The organism is Mesorhizobium sp. M7A.F.Ca.CA.002.15.2.1 (assembly GCF_003998715.1).
Taxonomy (GTDB): domain Bacteria; phylum Pseudomonadota; class Alphaproteobacteria; order Rhizobiales; family Rhizobiaceae; genus Mesorhizobium; species Mesorhizobium ciceri.
Genome location: NZ_RZPI01000674.1, coordinates 1 through 2966 on the forward strand (window position 1 = coordinate 1; position 2966 = coordinate 2966).

At 64.0% G+C, this 2966-nt stretch carries 2 protein-coding genes and 1 pseudogene; all 3 read left to right on the plus strand.

Annotated elements, in window-relative coordinates; genetic code table 11:
* Positions 1-166, plus strand: a pseudogene (locus ENZ74_RS35370) (amidohydrolase); the annotation flags it as partial.
* A 430-nt stretch (positions 167-596) separates the two neighbouring features.
* A complete protein-coding gene (locus ENZ74_RS27355) occupies positions 597-770 on the plus strand; it encodes a hypothetical protein (protein WP_013532459.1) in 174 nt (57 codons plus the stop codon).
* 97 nt (positions 771-867) lie between these two features.
* A partial coding sequence (locus ENZ74_RS27360) for an ATP-dependent helicase (protein WP_164761248.1) occupies positions 868-2966 on the plus strand: 2099 nt, incomplete at its 3' end.

Consider the following 2966-nt stretch of genomic DNA (forward strand, 5'->3'; position numbering starts at 1 on the left):
CTTCCTCGACCACGTGCCGGGCTGCTTCGTCTTCCTCGGCAATGGCGAAGCTTCCGCGCCGCTGCACAATTCCAGCTACGACTTCAACGATGACGGGCTGCTGTTCGGCACGAATTTCCATGTAGCCGTGGTCAGGCAAAGGCTGGGTGGCGACGCGGGAAGATGATCGCGTTTTGATCGCCAACTCCCGGGTTTATTGAGATTGCCGGGATGATGGTCAAGACAAGCTCTTGACGGCTGGTGACCGATAGGGCCGTGTGCGTCGGCACGTTTTTAACAAAGACAATCCCCCGATGACGCAGGGGAAAGACTCAGCTAGCCTTACCTGTGCGGCGGACTTAATTATCCGCTTGGCCGGCGCTTCACTCCTCCCAAGCGGCGCCGGCCTTCTTCTCCAAAAGTTCGTCCGGGACGCCACAGCGGGTTGCGGCAGCACGCGAACCTCGCAAAGGCCAAGTTCCGCCTCCGGTTGCCTCGAGAATGCATCGGGAGCGCCGGCGAAACCGCCCTCCATCTTCGACTGCGCGCGTGGACGATTGGCAAGGGAACCAAAGGCTGTTTCTACGGTTGGTTCTGCTCCAAAGGAGTGTTGCACCATGTTCCGTCTGCTCGTCGCCGGCGCCTTCGCCTATGTCACTTATCGCATCGCCAGGAAGATGGTCGAAAACGTGCCCGATACGGTCGACCCGCTGCTGTTGCCGCCGTCGCAACCTGATCGCGAGACCTTGCGACGGCAGTCGGCCGACATGGGTGTCGATCCGCAACGCTAGCCGCGATCCCTTCTCTTCAGACCGGCCCCAGTCCTGCATGGGTTAGGTGTGCCCGCATCGATGTTGCGAACAAAGCAGAAACGATGCTTGATGGGCGATGAACCTCGCCACCGCTGATTCGACCTTTCGGGAACCGACCGTCCAGCCTGCCTATCTCGCGCGGCTGAACGATGCCCAGCGCCAGGCCGTCGAGCACGGCGCCGGTCAGATTGCCGGCCCGTTGCTGGTCATTGCCGGCGCCGGATCTGGCAAGACCAACACGCTGGCGCATCGCGTCGCTCATCTGATCGTCAAGGGCGCCGACCCGCGCCGCATCCTGCTGATGACGTTTTCGCGCCGCGCGGCATCCGAAATGGCCAGGCGCGTCGAGCGTATTGCCGGCGAGGTGCTCGGCCGCGATGCAGCCGTCATCACCGATGCGCTGACCTGGGCCGGCACCTTTCACGGCATCGGCGCGCGGCTGTTGCGCGACTATGCGCTGGAGATCGGTCTCGACCCGGCCTTCACCATCCATGATCGCGAGGATTCCGCCGACCTGATGAATCTGGTCCGCCACGAACTCGGCTTCTCGAAGACGGAAGCGCGTTTCCCCACCAAGGGCACTTGCCTTGCCATCTATTCGCGCGCGGTGAACGCGCAGGCGCCGCTCAACGAGGTGTTGGGTTCCGCCTTTCCCTGGTGCGCCGGCTGGGCGGAGCAGCTGAAAGAATTGTTCGCCGGTTATGTCGAGGCCAAGCAGGCGCAAAACGTGCTCGATTACGACGATTTGCTGCTCTACTGGGCGCAGATGGCGGCGGAGCCCGAGATAGCGGCGCATCTGGGCGGGCGTTTCGACCATGTGCTGGTCGACGAATACCAGGACACAAATCGCCTGCAGGCTTCGATCCTCATGGCGCTGAAACCCGACGGCGCCGGGCTGACGGTGGTGGGCGACGATGCGCAATCGATCTATTCGTTCCGCGCCGCCGAGGTTCGCAACATCCTCGACTTCCCCAATCAGTTCGCGCAAGCCGCCGACGTGGTGATGCTGGAGCGCAATTACCGCTCGACCGAGACCATCCTTGCTGCCGCCAACGCGGTGATCGGCGAAGCCTCGGAGCGCTTCACCAAAAACCTGTGGTCGGAGCGCAAATCCAGCGACAGGCCAAAACTGGTGACCGTGCGCGACGAAGTCGAGCAGGCCAATTTCGTCTGCGACACCATCCTGGCCGAGCGCGAGGCGGGCACAGCGCTGAAATCCCAGGCGGTGCTGTTTCGCGCCTCGCATCACAGCGGGCCGCTGGAGATCGAACTGACGCGGCGCAACATTCCCTTCGTCAAATTCGGCGGCCTGAAGTTTCTCGATGCCGCCCACGTCAAGGATGTGCTGGCGGTGCTGCGCTTTGCCGAAAACCCGCGCGACCGGGTCGCCGGTTTTCGCGTATTGCAACTCTTGCCTGGCATCGGCCCTTCGGCCGCCGCGCAGATCGTCGAGACCATGACGACGGCGCTGGACGAGGCCATGGGGCTGGCCGGCTGGCGTCCGCCGCAACGCGCGGCGGACGACTGGCCTGGCTTCGTCGCGCTCTATTCCGGCCTGCGCGCCGGCGCCAGATGGCCGGCCGACCTCGAACAGATCAGGCTGTGGTACGAGCCGCATCTGGAACGCATCCACGAGGACGCGACGACGCGCCGGGCCGACCTGTTGCAACTTGAGCAGATCGGCTCGGGCTATGCCTCGCGCGAGCGCTTCCTGACCGAACTGACGCTCGATCCGCCGGACGCCACCAGCGACCAGGCTGGGCCGCCGCATCGCGACGAGGATTATCTGATCCTGTCGACCATCCACTCGGCCAAGGGCCAGGAGTGGAAAAATGTCTTCGTGCTCAACACCGTCGATGGCTGCATCCCGGCCGATCTCGGCGTCGGCACCAAGGAGGACATCGAGGAGGAGCGCCGGCTGCTCTATGTCGCGATGACACGGGCCAAGGACAATCTCAACCTGGTCATGCCGCAGCGTTTCTTTCCACATGGCCAGGCGGCGCGCGGCGACCGCCATCTCTATGCCTCGCGCACCCGTTTCATCCCGGCCTCGATCCTCGCCGCGTTCGAACAGATGTCGTGGCCAAGCGCGCTGGCCGCGCAGGGCAGGGCGGCCCGGCCGGAGGTGCGCGTCGACATTGGCGCCCGTATGCGCGGCATGGCCTCGGCTATTTC

What these genes read in the sequence shown, in the direction of transcription:
- ENZ74_RS27355 (WP_013532459.1), top strand. Translation starts at nt 597, where the DNA reads ATGTTCCGTCTGCTCGTCGCCGGCGCCTTCGCCTATGTCACTTATCGC.